13 protein-coding genes and 1 tRNA gene are annotated in these 13,778 nt (G+C 66.9%); 2 read left to right on the forward strand and 12 right to left on the reverse strand.

The features are described 5' to 3' along the window. Positions 1-77: 77 nt before the first annotated feature. From NBV68_RS11610 to NBV68_RS11655, 10 genes are all read right to left on the reverse strand, one after another. Positions 78-884 carry a LytTR family DNA-binding domain-containing protein gene (locus NBV68_RS11610; RefSeq protein ID WP_296310036.1) on the reverse strand — a complete coding sequence of 269 codons (807 nt, stop codon included), beginning with the start codon at positions 882-884 and terminating at the stop codon, positions 78-80. Then, complete coding sequence (locus NBV68_RS11615) at positions 881-2,098, reverse strand: histidine kinase (RefSeq protein ID WP_296310038.1); 1,218 nt, start codon at positions 2,096-2,098, stop codon at positions 881-883. Before NBV68_RS11615 ends, NBV68_RS11610 begins: the two co-directional genes overlap by 4 nt. Positions 2,099-2,172: 74 nt before the next feature. After that, positions 2,173-3,171 (reverse strand): hypothetical protein, encoded by a 999-nt coding sequence (locus NBV68_RS11620; RefSeq protein ID WP_296310040.1) that lies wholly within the window; start codon positions 3,169-3,171, stop codon positions 2,173-2,175. Positions 3,172-3,183: 12 nt separating this feature from the next. Then, a complete protein-coding gene (locus tag NBV68_RS11625) occupies positions 3,184-3,888 on the reverse strand; it encodes a DsbA family protein (RefSeq protein WP_296310042.1) in 705 nt (234 codons plus the stop codon). Between the two features lie 37 nt (positions 3,889-3,925). Next, positions 3,926-5,293, reverse strand: coding sequence for a M48 family metalloprotease (locus NBV68_RS11630; protein WP_296310044.1), 1,368 nt, complete (start codon positions 5,291-5,293; stop codon positions 3,926-3,928). Between the two features lie 90 nt (positions 5,294-5,383). Continuing rightward, positions 5,384-7,168, reverse strand: a complete 1,785-nt coding sequence (locus tag NBV68_RS11635; protein ID WP_296310046.1) for a hypothetical protein — start codon at positions 7,166-7,168, stop codon at positions 5,384-5,386. A gap of 167 nt (positions 7,169-7,335) precedes the next feature. After that, positions 7,336-7,773 (reverse strand): DUF2141 domain-containing protein, encoded by a 438-nt coding sequence (locus NBV68_RS11640; protein WP_366068156.1) that lies wholly within the window; start codon positions 7,771-7,773, stop codon positions 7,336-7,338. Beyond that, complete coding sequence (locus tag NBV68_RS11645) at positions 7,773-8,546, reverse strand: sterol desaturase family protein (RefSeq protein WP_296310048.1); 774 nt, start codon at positions 8,544-8,546, stop codon at positions 7,773-7,775. The genes NBV68_RS11640 and NBV68_RS11645 overlap by 1 nt, the downstream gene beginning before the upstream one ends. A 47-nt stretch (positions 8,547-8,593) precedes the next feature. Then, entirely contained in the window at positions 8,594-9,106 is a 513-nt protein-coding gene (locus tag NBV68_RS11650) for an MmcB family DNA repair protein (RefSeq protein ID WP_296310049.1), read from the reverse strand. 55 nt (positions 9,107-9,161) lie between these two features. Beyond that, the gene (locus tag NBV68_RS11655; protein ID WP_296310051.1) at positions 9,162-9,548 is read right to left on the reverse strand and encodes a hypothetical protein; all 387 of its coding nucleotides are present in this window, start codon (positions 9,546-9,548) and stop codon (positions 9,162-9,164) included. A gap of 176 nt (positions 9,549-9,724) precedes the next feature. Here NBV68_RS11655 and NBV68_RS11660 point away from each other — a divergent pair. Next, a tRNA-Arg gene (locus tag NBV68_RS11660) sits at positions 9,725-9,801 on the forward strand. 445 nt (positions 9,802-10,246) lie between these two features. Here NBV68_RS11660 and NBV68_RS11665 read toward each other — a convergent pair. Together NBV68_RS11665 and NBV68_RS11670 are read right to left on the reverse strand one after the other, a co-directional pair. Continuing rightward, on the reverse strand, positions 10,247-10,939 hold the full coding sequence (locus NBV68_RS11665) for a DUF3592 domain-containing protein (RefSeq protein WP_296310052.1): 693 nt from the start codon (positions 10,937-10,939) through the stop codon (positions 10,247-10,249). Between the two features lie 23 nt (positions 10,940-10,962). Then, positions 10,963-13,473: a hypothetical protein gene (locus NBV68_RS11670; RefSeq protein ID WP_296310053.1), complete on the reverse strand. Its 2,511-nt coding sequence runs from the start codon at positions 13,471-13,473 to the stop codon at positions 10,963-10,965. On the opposite strand from NBV68_RS11670, the gene NBV68_RS11675 reads away from it, so the two are divergent. Continuing rightward, on the forward strand, positions 13,472-13,778 hold a 307-nt coding region (locus NBV68_RS11675), incomplete at its 3' end, for a hypothetical protein (RefSeq protein ID WP_296310055.1). The two genes, NBV68_RS11670 and NBV68_RS11675, sit on opposite strands and share 2 nt — an antisense overlap.

Here is a 13,778-nt window from a genome sequence, read left to right on the forward strand (position 1 = left end):
CCCCGCTCGCTTTTCCAACGGCGCGGTCTCGTGAGGAAGCTGGGCCCCGGGTCAAGCCCGGGGCGGGGGAAGAGGCATCAATGCACGAAGCGGGCGACCACATCCCTGTAGGAGCGCGAAACCTTCACCTCTGCGCCGCTGTCCAGCACGAGGAAGCATTCGCCGTTGGTGTGGGGCTTCACCTGCCGCACCAGATCGAGGTTGACGATCGTCGAGCGGTGGACGCGCTGGAACTTCCTCGGATCCAGACGGCGCTCGAGGTCCTTCATCGTCTCGCGCAGCACCAGCGAATTGTCGCCGGTGGAGATGATCATGTAATCGCCCGCAGCCTCGATATGCTCGATCGTGTCGACTTCCACACGGAAGATCTGGCCGCGGTCCTTGACGTTGATGAGCTTTTCGAAGCGGTCGGCGCTTTCGGCCGCCGGGGTGGTGGTCTCGACGAAATCGGCAGCGCGTTCGGGCGCGATTTCCGAGAGCACTTCGAGCAATTGCCCGGCATCCTCGGACGACTTCTTCTCGGCAAGGCGCTGGCGCACGCGTTCGATCGTGTCGGCAAGCTTCTGTTCGTCGACCGGCTTCATCAGGTAGTTGACGGCATTGGCCTCGAAGGCGCGGATCGCGTGTTCTTCGTAAGCCGTGACGAAGACGAACAGCGGCGGTTCGATCTCCATCACGCCCTTGACCACGCTGAAGCCGTCGAAGCCGGGCATCTGGATGTCGAGGAAGACGAGATCGGGCTTCTCTGTCTTGATCTTGCGGATCGCCTCGCGGCCATTGGCGCAGGTGTCGATGATCTCGACGTCCTCGAACGGCTCGAGCCGCAGCTGGAGGCCCTGGATCGCGAGTTTCTCGTCGTCGACGAGGATGGTTCTGATGGTCATGCGGTTGTTCCGATGGTTCTTTGGGGGGGGTTGAGGGGGACGATATTGTCGCTCCCGCCCGCGGCATTCCCGATGTCTGTCACGGCGGGTGCTGCCTCTTCCCCGGCTCTGTCGGCGCGGGTGAAGGGAATTTCGATCAGCACGGTGAAGCCGCCCCCAGCTTCGGACTTGGTTTCGAAAAGGTGGCTGTCGCCATAGGCCTGGCTCAAGCGATTGCGGATATTGGCGAGGCCGACGCCGGTCGAGACCGGGCGCCCGGGCACGGGCGGCGCGGCGGGATCACGGGGGCTGTCGTCCGCCCCCGGCCCCGTATCCTCGACCGTCAGCCGCAGCCTGTCACCGATCACGCGCGCAGTCAGCGCGATCTGCGCGCCTTCCTCCTGTGAGCTGACGGCGTATTTGATCGCATTTTCGACCAGCGGTTGCAGCAGCATGGCCGGAAGCTGCGCCGGCAGTGCGGCGTCCTCGATCTCGAACCGGGTGCGCAGGCGTTCCTCGAAGCGCATCCGTTCGATGTCGAGATAGAGCTGCAAGGTCTCGATCTCCTGCGCGAGAGTGACCTGGCTCCCGGGCTCGGCGATCAGTGTGTGCCTGAGAAACCCAGAAAGCCGCGTCAGCATCGCGTTGGCAGGCTCGGTCTGCTTCAAGAGCACCAGCGTCGAGATCGAGTTCAGCGTGTTGAACAGGAAGTGCGGGTTGAGCTGATAGCGCAGCATGGCGAGCTGCGCGGCGGTGGCCTGCGCCTCGAGCCGCTCGAGCCGGTCGGCCTGCTGTTCCACGGTGAGAAAGAAGTTGATCGCGTAATAGAGCGCGCTCCACCCCCCGAGCAGCGTCAGCGGCAGATACAGGAGCCCGATCAACCTTTGCGCAAACGTCGTGTCGCGGGTGGCGGCGTAATAGACACCCTGCACCCAAGTGTCGATCGAGGCGTGGAGCAGCACCGCAAAGAACAGCACCACCGCGGTCAGCCCCCAGGTCACCAGCGGCTGCTGGTGGATCAGCTGCCGATAGATCACCGAGAGGATCAGGCTGATCGAGAAGCCGGTGATGGTCGTCACCAGAATCAGCGCGAGGATGTCGAAGGGCTGCTGGTTGGCGAGCGCCGAGACCGCGCGCAGCAGGAACGCCGCGCCCCAGCCCGCCAGCTGGAGGTTCCAGAACGCCCGGTTCTTGCTCGCGAAGAACGGCGCCGCCTGGATCTGGAGCACTGCCATAACGCGCAGGGTCTAACTCATTTCGTCGCAGAGGGCACTTCTATTCGGGCGCGCCGCCGTGCCCGCGAAACGCTTCAACGCTTGGCACGAGGCAGGACGCCGCCCGCAGGGTCAATCTCGCGGCGGAAATGCTTCGCCCAATCGGCCCGGCCCTCGGCAGCCAATGCCGTGCGGACCAGCGGGACTTCGGCCTCCATATTCTCGGCGCGCTCGTCCCAGCCATCATGGGTGACGCGCAGCTTGAGCCCGGCGTCGTATTTCTTGCCCCAGCGGGTCATGAAATCGGCGCCTGCGGCCGGATCATGGCCGGCGTTGGCGAGCAGCCAGGGCACCAGCCGGTCGGCCTCGCGCTCGATCCGGCGCACGTTCTTCGCGCTCCTCCCGTTGCGATCGAGCCAGGCGTCGTGGCCGAGCACGTTGTGCGCCAGTTCGTGCGCGACCAGCGCGGCGAAGACCGGCTCTTCATAGCCGAAGGCGGGCGAGCCCATCCCGAAGATCACCCGCGTCCCGTTGGCAAAGGCGCGGTGTTCGGCGGCGTAGAGGTCGAAGCGGGTGGCGCAGACCGCGACCGGGGTGACGCGCGCCTCGGTGCCGTCGGCAAAGGCGATGGTGATGCCGCCGTGTTCGGCCAGCGTGGCGTCAATATGATCATGCGCGCGGGTGGTGCGCTCCCAAGCCATCGGCGGCGTGGCGGGCCATTCATTGGGGTCGAAGCCTTCAAGCCGGACAATCTCGCGGTTGCGCGCAAAGGCCCCCGACAGCGCGGCGGGAGAGCCCGCAGCGGCGGCGTTGACCGCGAAATCGCCCGCAAGGCCCAGCGCGGCACGGGCGACATCGGGCCCGCCATAGCTCGCCATGTCCTGCACCTGAAGGCCGATGCTCGGGATCACCACCGGGCAGAAGGCGGCATTGGCCCGGGCGAGGCGCCATCCGGCGTCCTGCAAGCGCTGGTTCGCGTCCTGATAGCGCCCGATCGCAGCGCGTTCGGCGGCGTAGTCGATCGCGGGCGGCGCCTCCGGGGCAGGCACTGCGGGCGAGGCCGCGAGCAGTGCGGCAAGCATGAGGGCGCGCATGCGTCGCCCCCCTCAGCCCGCGGTGTCGGCGGCGGCGAGCGCTTCCTTGAGCTTCTCGTAGCCCACCGCCCCGCCGATCGGTGTCTTGCCCGCAATCCATGCCGGCGTGCCGGTGAAGCCGAGCGCGCGGGCCTGTTCGAGGTTCCTGGCGATCTCGTTGGTCACCGCCGGGGAGGCCGCATCGCGCTGCGCCTGCGCCATGTCGAGCCCGGCCGCCTTGGCCGCAGCATCGATATCGTTCATCTTGAACATCGCATCGTGGAAGGCGGGATACTTGCCCTGGATCCCTGCGGCGAGCGCCATGCGCGAGGCAGCGTCCGAGCCTTCGAAGATCGGCCATTCGCGAATTACCACCTTGAGGTCCGGATCCTCGGCCACCAACCGCTTCACGTCCTTGAGGCTCGCCTCGCAATAGGGGCACTGGTAATCGGTGAACTCTACCAGCACGCGGCTGCCCTTGGGATTGCCGAGGACGACGCCGGGGAATTCCTCGAACACTTCACCGCCCATTTTGGCGAGCCGCTTGGCCGCTTCCTGTTCCTCGTAGGCCGCCGCCATCTCGGGCAGCAGTTCCGGGTGCGAGAGCAGATAGCTGCGCGTGCGGTTGTCGGCGAGGCCCGATCCCGACCACGCCGCCGCGCCCAGAAAGCCGAAAGTCAGCGCCAGCAGCGCGGTCAGCAGCGTGTTGCGCAGGCTAGAGGGTGCGTCGGTGGACATGGTGGCTTTCGTGATTAGCGGAAGGGCTGGCGGCAGCCTAGCGCCGGTTCTTCACGCGTTCCAGTTCGGCGCGCGCTTCGAGCGCGACATCCTGCGCGCGGATCCAGTCGGGCGAGCCATAGGGCAGATAGGCCTCGGCGGCCTGCGCATTGGCGAGCGCTTGCGGGTACTGACGGTTCATCACCTGCACCTCGGCGCTGGCGAGCCGCGCGCGCGGGATGTCGCCGCGCGCTTCATAGACCACGCCGAGCTGATACCAGGCGAAGGGGTTGTAGCGGTCCTTCTGCACCGAAGCGCGCAGCACGCCCTCGGCCTCGGCGAAATTGGCCGGGTCTTCGGTGGCGATCAGGGCATGGCCGAGCAGGCCTGCAATCAGCGGGTGGGCGAGCGTCAGGTCGGTCGCGCGGCGCAGCGGATCGAGCGCATCCTTGGGCCGCCCGCTCTCGAGGAGCACCTGCCCTTTCAGCTCGAGGAACCACGGATTGTCAGGCTCGGCCGCGAGCAGTGCGTCGGTCTCGGCGATCGCCATATCGATGCGCGCGTCCTTGTGATAGGCATAGGCCCGGGCATAGCGCGCGGGCACGCTGGTGTCGGTGGGCGGGTAGGCGGCGAGCGTGCGCGGCGGCTCGGACAGGAAGCCGAACAGCTTGGCCTTGGCGCGCACGAAGCGCTCCTGCAATTCGGGATCGGGCGGAGTGTCCCAGGCGGGATCGGTCGCCAGCAGTCCGCGCAGCACCTGGATCCGGTCGCCGGTGAGCGGGTGGGTGCGCGAATAGGCGGCCTCGTCGGCCTGACTGTAGCCCGAGCGGATCTCGTTGCCGCGCAGTTTCTCGAAGAAGGAGATCATCCCCTTGCCGCTGATGCCCGCGCCCGAAAGGTAGCGCACTCCGGCAAGATCGGTCGCGGCCTCCTGATCGCGGTTGAACGACAGGAAGCTGCCGATCGCGGCCTGCTGCCCGGCGGCGAGAATGCCGATCCCGGCGTCCCCCGCCCCCGCCAGCACCGCACCTACGCCGAGCAGCAGCGAGAGGATCGAGATGCCGTTGGCAACCTTGGTGCGCTCCTCGAAGCGCACCGCATGACCGGCGGTGATGTGACCCAGTTCGTGCGCCAGAACGCCCTGCACCTCGTTGGCGGTATCGGCCGCGCCGATCAGCCCCGAATGGACATAGATCGCCTGCCCGCCCGCGACGAAGGCGTTGATCGAGCCATCGTTGATCAGCACCACCTCGACATTGCCGGGCTCGAGCTCGCTTGCCTCCACGATCGGCGCGAGCATGTCGCGCAGCAGCTGTTCGGTTTCGGCATCGCGCAGGATCGATTGCGCCGCGGCAGGCTGCGCGGCGAAGAGCAGGCTCGCCAGCAGGGCGAGGCAATTGGCCAGAAGATTGGGGCGAACGCGCATTGCCGCCACCCTACCGGACTGGCGGCTGAACGCAATCTTAAGCGGGTGCTGCATTCGGCGGCGCAGGCACGCGCCAGCGCGGCCGAAAACCTACCCCACCAGCTTGCGTGCCGCGCGTTCGATCATCGCGACATCCTCGGGGATCTCGCCGAGGATTTCCGCGCAGCCGATCTCGTCGCGGCGGATCAGCGCCAGCGCGAATTCGCTGGCCCCGCCGTCGAGCTCCTCGAGGCTGATCGCCTCCAGCGCGCGCAGCGCCTGGGCGAGCGCCTCGCGCACCGCGGCGTGATCTTCGATTACGGGCTTGCCCTGTTCCTCGCGGCGCAGGCGGCGTTCGGCCTTGACGATCGCCTTCACCCCGCCCTCGGTCCCGGCGAGGTAGCCCGCCAGGCTCCCGCGATCGAGCCTCATGCGGTGCGCATGGGTCAGCACCGCGGCATATTCGGTGAGCCGCGTCTTGTCGTAATCATGCCCGAACACGAGCTTGACCACCGGGGTCATCGGCGCGCGCTCCTGCACGGTAAGCCCGGCGTCGGCGATCAGTTCGGCGTAATCCTCGGGCGCATCCTGTGCAGCGAGCGAGAAGTCGTAGGCGCGGCTGACCGCGGCATAGAGCGCCGAGCGGCTGCGGTCCTCGGTGTTGTCGGCAGCGCGGGCGAGTTCGCGCGCAGCGGCGAGGCAATCGTAAAGGCCCGCGTCCACGGGCAGGTCGTCGGCGAAGGCCGCGAGAGCGTCCTCGGCGGCGGCGTCATTGTCGTCGTCGGCCTCGTCAGCGGCGGCGGCGGCCTCTTCGACCTCCTCTACGTCATCGAAAACGGGTGCGGGTTCGGGTTCGGGTTCGAATGCAGCCTCGGGCTCCGGCGCGAAGCTGTAATCGGGCTCGGGCGCCTCTTCGGTGTAGGGCAGCGGCTCAAGCCCGGTCAGGTCGATCGCCTTCTTGGCCGGGGCCTCGATGTAATCGGCGAGGCTGGCGAAATTGTAGCCAGCTTCCTCGCCCTCGCCTTCGTCCTCGTCATATTCCTCATCGGGATCGTCGAGCGCATACTGGCTGAAATCGGGCAGCGCGACATCTTCGCCAGGCACGCCAGCGCGGGGCGCAAGGCTGGCGAAGCCGGACGCGAAATCCTCGCCGCCATCGGCCTCTTCGGGCGCGGCGACGTCGCTTTCTTCTTCATGCGCAGGCGAATCCGCCCAGTCCGTGACCGGATCGGCGATCCGCGGCGCGGGTTCCTCGGCGACCTCGTCCTCAAGTTCGAGCGCGGAATTGAGCTCCAGCGCCTGGTCGATCTCGAGCAGCAGCTCGTCGGCGGTCAGCTGGTCGGCCATCTCCTTCCAGTTGATCACGCCGTAGATGAAGTCGATCGTCTCGTTGTTGCTCGACAAGGGCAGCAGGATGCCGCGATAGAGGATCGCGACCCCGGCGTGGTTGACGAACTCGGCCTCGAACCCGATCGGCGCCTGATTGGCGAGAATCTGCATGTAGTGATCGGTGATGCGGCTCAGCAGCGAGCGCGGCGGCACGTCCGAAAGCCGGGTGATGACGACGCCGTTCGCATTGCATTCCGCCGCGAGCTTTTCGCCGAGGAAGCGCACCGCCGGGTTGTCGATCCCGAAGGAGAAATCGAGCAGCACCGAATGCGGGCCGAAATCGGGGAGATCGGCGGGATCGAGATCCTCGATGCTGGGGAACATGCTTTCGCCCAGCAGGCTTGCCCAATGGTTGTAGGCGCGCACCTGCATGCGGCGCTCGTCCTGGCCGATGGCATGCGGCGGCAGGTCGCGGGTGCGAGCCGGCTCGGCGCCGTCGTCCTCGCTTTCCTCCCAGCTGCGATCCGCGGACGAATCGGAACCGAAGGTGCCGCGCAGAGTGTCCATGGCTGTAAATCCGCCCCTTGGTGAACCTGTGTCGGCCCGTTCTGGCGCGGCGTGGTAAAGATCGCGTTAAGCGGGGAAGAAGGTTTGTGTGGGGCGGGAAGGGTTAGTTTGCGCTCGTGCTATCGCACGGGGCGGGGCGGGAGGTCTGCGCCACCGAACATGGCTCGTTACAAAAAATACCTCATCTTGATCGACACGCGCTGCGTGCCCTCGCCGATCTGTAGCACCGCGTCGGTGAACTTGGGCGGGGCCATGCGCACCGGGGCATCGCGCGAGAAGCCGTAGCCTTCCTTGGGCATCATTCCCATCGCGCGGTCGGCCTTGCCGTTGTTGTTCTCGTCATGCAGCAGCGCGATCCCGTAAGCGCCGGGCTTCACGCCGGTGAAGCGGATCTCCTTCGTAGTGGCAGGCACCACGGTGCGATGCGCGTTGGGATCGTTGACGCATTTGGGGAAGATGTCCTTGCGCGTGGTCATGCAGGCGCGGATCACGCCCTTGGTGGAGCGCACGTCGGTGACGGTGATCACCACCTCCCCCGCCTGCGCCGGAGCCGCCGCGGCAAGCCCGGCTGCAAAAGCCGCAAGCACGAGTGCGCCAGCGCGCATCAGATGCGCACGCGCGGGGCGTGCCCGGCCTCGGCGACGATCCGCTTCGAGAGCCCCTTGTCGGTTCCGCACACCCGGTCCCAGAGCCGGAAATAGAGCCCGTAATTGCATCTGTATTCCTCGTGATGGCGCTCGTGATGGCTGGCGGTTATCAGCCAATCCCCCAACGCCGAGTGAACGAGCCAGCGCGGGAACATCTCCCACCCCATGTGATTGGTGACCCCCATCACCGTGGCGATGGTCAGCACGAGGCCCAGCATGGCGACATGGATCGGCACGAGGAACACGAGGCACGGCACCACGATCGCGCCGGTCACGGCCTCGATCGGGTGAAAGCTCATCGCGGTCCACGCGGTCGGCGGCTTGCTGTCGTGATGGACCGCATGGGCGATCCGGAACCACTTGGGCCGGTGCATCCAGCGGTGGCTCCAGTAGAAACAGGTGTCCTGCACGAACAGAAAGATCAGCACCGAGAGCGGGTGGTACCACAGCGGCAAGGCGGCCCAGTCTGCGGTCATCTGGGTCCAGCCGTGGTGCTTCCAGCCCCACATCACGATGCCAGCAGGCGCACCGTAGATCGCGGCCGAAAGCAGCGACCACCGCACCTCGCGCGCGATCTGCGCGCGCTTGCCCTCATATAACCCGGGCCGCATCTTCGCAGTGGCGAAGGCGAACAGGCCGCTGGTCAGCACATAGCGCAGCGCGACAATCAGCGTCACGGCCAGACTGACGATCAGCAGCGCGAGCGGGACGGGGGTATCGGCGGGGAGCATGGCGCGGTCAGCTATGCCGCAATTCCCCCGCGCAAAACAGCGCTAAGTCAGCCGTGCGCGTCCAGAGCGGTGCACAGCGGGTCGAGCAGCGCCATGTGCCGCCGCAGCGCGATCCTGGCGAGATGCTCGACCTGAGTCTTGCGGCGCGCAGGCGCGAGCGGTTCCAGCGCGGCGGGGCGCAGGATCTCGGCATCATAGCCATCGGCGACGATAACCCCGCAGGTGGCAGGGCGATAGGCCTCGCTCTCGAGCGGCGCGCGGTCGAGCGCGGGAGGCAGGCCCCAGTAGAAGCGGTCGCAGAAATCGAGATAGTCGGGCCACTTGGCATCGCCGAGCAGATCGGCGCGTGCGACCTTGATCTCGACGATCACGATCAGGCCCTTGGCATCGATCCCCATGAGATCGGCGCGTCGACCGTTCCTGAGCGGCACTTCGGCAAGGCACCAGATGTCGTTGCGCGCAAACAGCCGCCCGATCCCGCGCGCGACGTCGTTCGCAGCAAGGGCCGGGCTCGCGGCGAGGACAGGCGAATCGGACGGGGCGAGCGGGGTGCCGGACATGGGTCAGCGTTGGAACGAAAGCGGAACGCAGTCAAGCCTGCGCGTGGCCGCGAACTCAGGCGGGTTCGGTGGCCGGGGCCAGGAGCACGCTCACCATCGCCGCACGCGCGGCGTGAAATTCGCGCCACAACACCAGCGCAGGCGCGGAGGTGTCCTGCCCGCGGCGGGTCAGCGTGCCGAGCGCGGCGAGACCGCTTTCCATCATCGCCGCGCAATCGGCGGCTGTCTGCGCGACCAGCGCGCGCTGCCACGGCGCGGCGCGGACGATCACCGCGCCAAGCTCGCCGCCGATCTCGACCGGCTCGGGCGCAAGGCGGGCCAGCATCGCCAGCGCCGCCGCCTGCCCGTGGAGCGCTACCAGCGCCTCGGCCAGCACCTCGGGCGCCGCCGCGTCGAGGGCGGGACCGTGTGAGAGAATCGGCTCGGGCGGAAGCGTTGCCATATGCGCAAGCCTATGGGCGCATGCTTGCCGATTGGTTAAGCCGCCTACCGCGCCGACTCCGGGAGAGACGGCGCGCGCGGCAGGGCGCGGGCTGCGCGGGCACAATTGTGTGGCGCCGCTGCGAGCCTCTTGCTAAGCGGCCGCCCGCGCGCAAGAATGCACACGCACACCGCGATGCACCCGTAGCTCAGCTGGATAGAGCGCTGCCCTCCGAAGGCAGAGGTCACAGGTTCGAATCCTGTCGGGTGCGCCAGGTTCTTCAAGTAAAAGCAAGGAGTTGGCCGTTTGCGCCGACTCGGGAAAGTCAGCTCGGCGCACAGTATGTGCACATAACGCGGATTTCCGGCCCTCCAGACCGATTGCGCAAACGAAAAACCGCCGGAAAGGCGGGCACCCCTGGCGGCGGAGATATCTATAGCGGTTCGGCTGTTTCTCTCATTTATGCGACCGGAGAATCGGGCGCAAAGGCAATCCTTGCCGGAGGTGCTTCATGAGCATCTCTTCGGCACACAAAGGGCTTCGGCCAAAAGCGGCCGCCATGCAGCTTTCGGGATCGAGCCCCGAACCCGCTGATGCATGCAAGTGGGTGGAGCCCGGAATGGCAGCTGTCCGCCAATTCCGGCACCATGCCCTTTGCTAGCCCACCCGGGCGACGGCTATGCACCCGCGACTGCAGACCTGCCTTTGTTGCCCAATGTTCAACCGAGGATGACGGCGTAATTGCTGTGGTCCGCCGGATCGACCCTGACTGTGAGCCGGCCGGTGGCAAGCTGCGGGGTGGGATCGGTCGGCACCGGCTCGCTGAAGAAGCGCCGAGGTTCGCCGCTGGCTGGCCATTGCGCCTCGCAGGCAATCCGGAACCAGCGCCCGCCGCTGTCGGCGACATTGGCGTCGCGAAAGACCTCGATAAGCTGCGCGGGCAGATCAATCCCGCCGCGCGCCAGCACCCGCGCCCGGCGGCGCGCGGCGAGGCCGGAGCGGATCGCCCGCCACGGCATCCACAGCAGCAGCAACCCCATCCCCCCGGTCAGCCCCGGCCCCAAAGCCCGCACCGACCAGCTGTCGATCACCGCCTCCTCCGGCGCGGCAGGATCATAGCGCACCGACACTTCTTCGCCGCGGGCATAGCCCGGCGGATTGCTGCCGATGCTGCCGGTAAAGCGATGCTCGGCCCCGGCGGCGTCGCGATAGGTGACGACCGGGTAGTAGCTCGCCTTGCCATTGCCCGAGGCCGACCGCTCCAGATCGACCACCGTTCCCACCGCCTCGGCCCCCGCCCCCGAGAACAGCGGATCGCGGGAGAGCATCCACCCGGCGATGAGGAGCATCCCCATCCCCACCGGCACGAAGATCACCGAAAGCCAGCCAACCGAGGCACGGGGGGAGGTCATGCGATGCTCCTCATTTCAGGCCATCACTTGATGATGCTGTTCAATTCGCGGGCCTTGCCTTCAGAGACAGCCTTGGCGAGACGCGGCCTGAAGCGGGCAATGACCTCGTTTTCGATGATGACGGGCTTGGTGTCCGGGCTCAGCTTGGAAAGCCGCGACCAGTCGCCCACCATCGCGTCCGCGCCGAGCGCGACTTCATAGCGGCACTGATCGTCCCAGCATTTGGGAAAATACTCGCCCATCACCGCGCTGGCCCACTTCGGAGCCGCGCTCTGGATCCGGGCGTTGATGCTCGCCGTGACAGCCGAACGGGCATCGGTCTGAGCCGTCCTGATGGCAGGGGGCACCGCATAGCTGATACCGAGGTAGATCTTGCCGGTATCGGGCGCGGGCACGCCTGCGTTGATCTGCTGCGTGAGCGCAGCTTCGGTCTGCGTGCGGATCGCCTTCAATGCGTTGCGGCAGGCCGTGTCGGGGCATTTGCCCGCCCAGGTCGGTTCGAATTCGACGCTGAACCGGCGCAGCATGGCACGCCCCCAGGACTTGGCTGCATCACGCTCGACCCCGTCGAACAGCTTGGCGATCGCAGGATCGGTGCGCAGGGTGGCCGGCGCTTCGCCCTTGTTGATCTTCGCATTGACCACGGCGGCAGTGGCAATCCGCGTGGTGCGGATTTCCTTCTCGCACGTGCTGTCGGGGCAAGCCTTGAACCACCGCGTCTCGAATCCGTTCACCCACCGCGCCAGATCATTTCTCGCGGCCTCCTTGATATCGGGGGCCAGATTGAACGACCGCGTGCAGACCGTGCCGTCGTGGCAGCCGAAGGTCACGCCGCCCGATGGCACGGTGACGGCCAGGCTGGGGAAATAGACCGGCATGTCCCAGCTCTTCCCCCACAGCCCGACATCGACGAACACCCGCGCATTGATGCCCGGTTCGATCGTCATGGTGAGCTTGTAGAGCGGGTCCTTGATGTCGAACTCCATTGCGTCGGTCGCAGTGTTGGTCTTCATCAGGATCGGCGCTGCGGGCTGACCCTGCAGCAGCTTGACGGGCGCGCCGCCGTTCTTGTCCACCAGCATCAGCGACAATTCGTCCGAGGCCAGGGTCACCCTCGCCGCCGGAAACACCTGCGCGCCGACAAAGCCGAAATTGGCGCGGCCACCGATCAGATCGATGTCGGAGATCTTGATGTCCTGGGTCAGCGGCGCGCCCTTGGTGGGGGGCAGGAAGTTACCGCCCTTGAATTGCCCGCCCAGATAATCGGTAAAGTCGATCTCTCGGGCGAAGGCGACCGACAGCGACGGATAGAAGGGCACATCGAAGCCAAAGCCCGCATGCGCGCCGAACTGGGCGACGAATTCCTGCGCGTTGAACAGCTTCTCGGGCGGCAGGCCAGCGGCAAGATAGTGTTCGGCATTGCCGTCCAGCGTACGGATCTTGGGTGTCACCGAAGCCATAACCGCACCTGACGAGGCCTTGGTGTACAACGCAGAGCCCGTCAGCTCGATCGGGAAGCGCAGGCCGAGCCCGTAATTGAACCCGGCGAAAGCCTCGACATAATAGGTCTTGGCGCAACCGATCAGGCAGCGGTTGATCCGCTGTTCGACACGAAGGCGCCATTCATATTCCCGCCCGAAGGTGAACCCGGCCAGAAAGTAGTTGGTGCCGAGATCATATTCCTTCTTCACCTCGGGCGGCATCGGCGGCGGGGCGAGCCCGAGCTTGACCGCCGGTGCGTAGGACTGCGCGGCGTCATTGACCGGGATATAGGCCACATCCTCCATCTTGGTGTCGCCCGAATTGGCGATTTCCGCCGCCAGATCAGCATCGCTCAGCCCTTCGATGCGCTTGACCTCGGCCTCGCCGATGGCGGCGACCATTTCGGCGCGCAGCTGCGGGATCTTGAGGTCGCCGCGCAACGCGGTGACGTCCTGTGCCAGCTGCCGGGCGTCATCCTCGGCTGCCTTGAGCGCCTCGGAGCGCAGGGCAGGATCGGCGATGTAGCGCGGGTTGCCGGGAGTGGCGTAGGCCTTGTCGCGCTCGGCCTTGGTCATCGGCGTGGCGCAGCGCACGCCTGCCGCCTCCAGCTTGACCCGGCGCGCCTGCACCGTGCAGGCGCCGGGCCGCAGCGAGTAATTGACGAAGCTGCGCACGATCAGGCCGGACTTCACCTCGGTCGCTTCGAAGGTGGTGCTGTTGATCCGCACCGTGTCGGTCAGCTTGCTCAGCGCCGTCGCCCGGTTGGCGACCGACTGCGGGTTGGCAAGCACACGGGTCATGTCGACCTGGGTCTTGCCGATGGTGAAGCGCGGATTGGACTGGAGCTGGGCGAGCGTGATGCCACGGGTCGGGCCGAGGCTCTTGAGCTGGTCGCTGAAGCGGCCCGGCCTGATCAGGGCCTTTTGTGGGCGATAGGCTCCGGTCGCCATCTCGATCTGGTCGGGCACGCGCGGTGGGGCAAGACGGGTGGAAGGCACGATCTCGTTCGCCGCCCCGCGCGGTGCATCGCTGGGACGCTCGGCGAAGGACATGATCTTCAGACTGGCGGGAACGCCGCCGAGGCCGGGCGCCTTCACATCGACCCTGGGCGGGCCGGAGACAGTGGTGGTGGTGGGCTTTGCGGTGGGGGCCGCCGCGGCGGGCTTGGCCGAGGTCGGCGCGGGCGCGGGTGCCGCAGCAGGCTTGGCCGGTGCCGGAGCAGGCGTCGCAGCGGCGGCGGGCTTGGGCGCGGTCAGGCGGATCGGCGCGGCCGGGGCTCGTGCCGCAGGACCGGGAGCTGGCGTCGGCGTCGGCGTCGGCGTCGGCGTCGCGCTCGGCGCAGGCGGTGTGCGCACGG

The sequence above is a fragment of the Erythrobacter sp. genome (assembly GCF_023653175.1).
Classification (GTDB): Bacteria; Pseudomonadota; Alphaproteobacteria; order Sphingomonadales; family Sphingomonadaceae; genus Erythrobacter.